Annotated in this window: 1 pseudogene; it reads right to left on the bottom strand. The window is 70.4% G+C overall.

The features are described from left to right. Nucleotides 1-243 (bottom strand): annotated as a pseudogene (locus AC5RWT_RS38235) (HNH endonuclease); the annotation flags it as partial.

Genomic DNA, 243 nt, shown 5'->3' on the forward strand with positions numbered 1-243 from the left:
TCGCGGCCCGTTTCACCACCGCGTGCGGGTCCAGCCGGTAGGCGGCGCGTTTGGCTTCGGCCTCCAGCCGCCGGTTCCCGAGCCCGTGCAGCCGGTCGGGGTTCCCGGCCAGTTCCTCATCCACTGCCGCCCGGTGCTCCGGGGTCAGGCAGTCGGTTTCACTGACCAGGATCGCCGCCCGCCGCTCGTTCAGGTACCCCGCCTCGAGTGCCTTGAGCGTGTGCGGCATCTGATTGACCAGGA

It is taken from the genome of Arthrobacter sp. Dra40 (assembly GCF_059091905.1).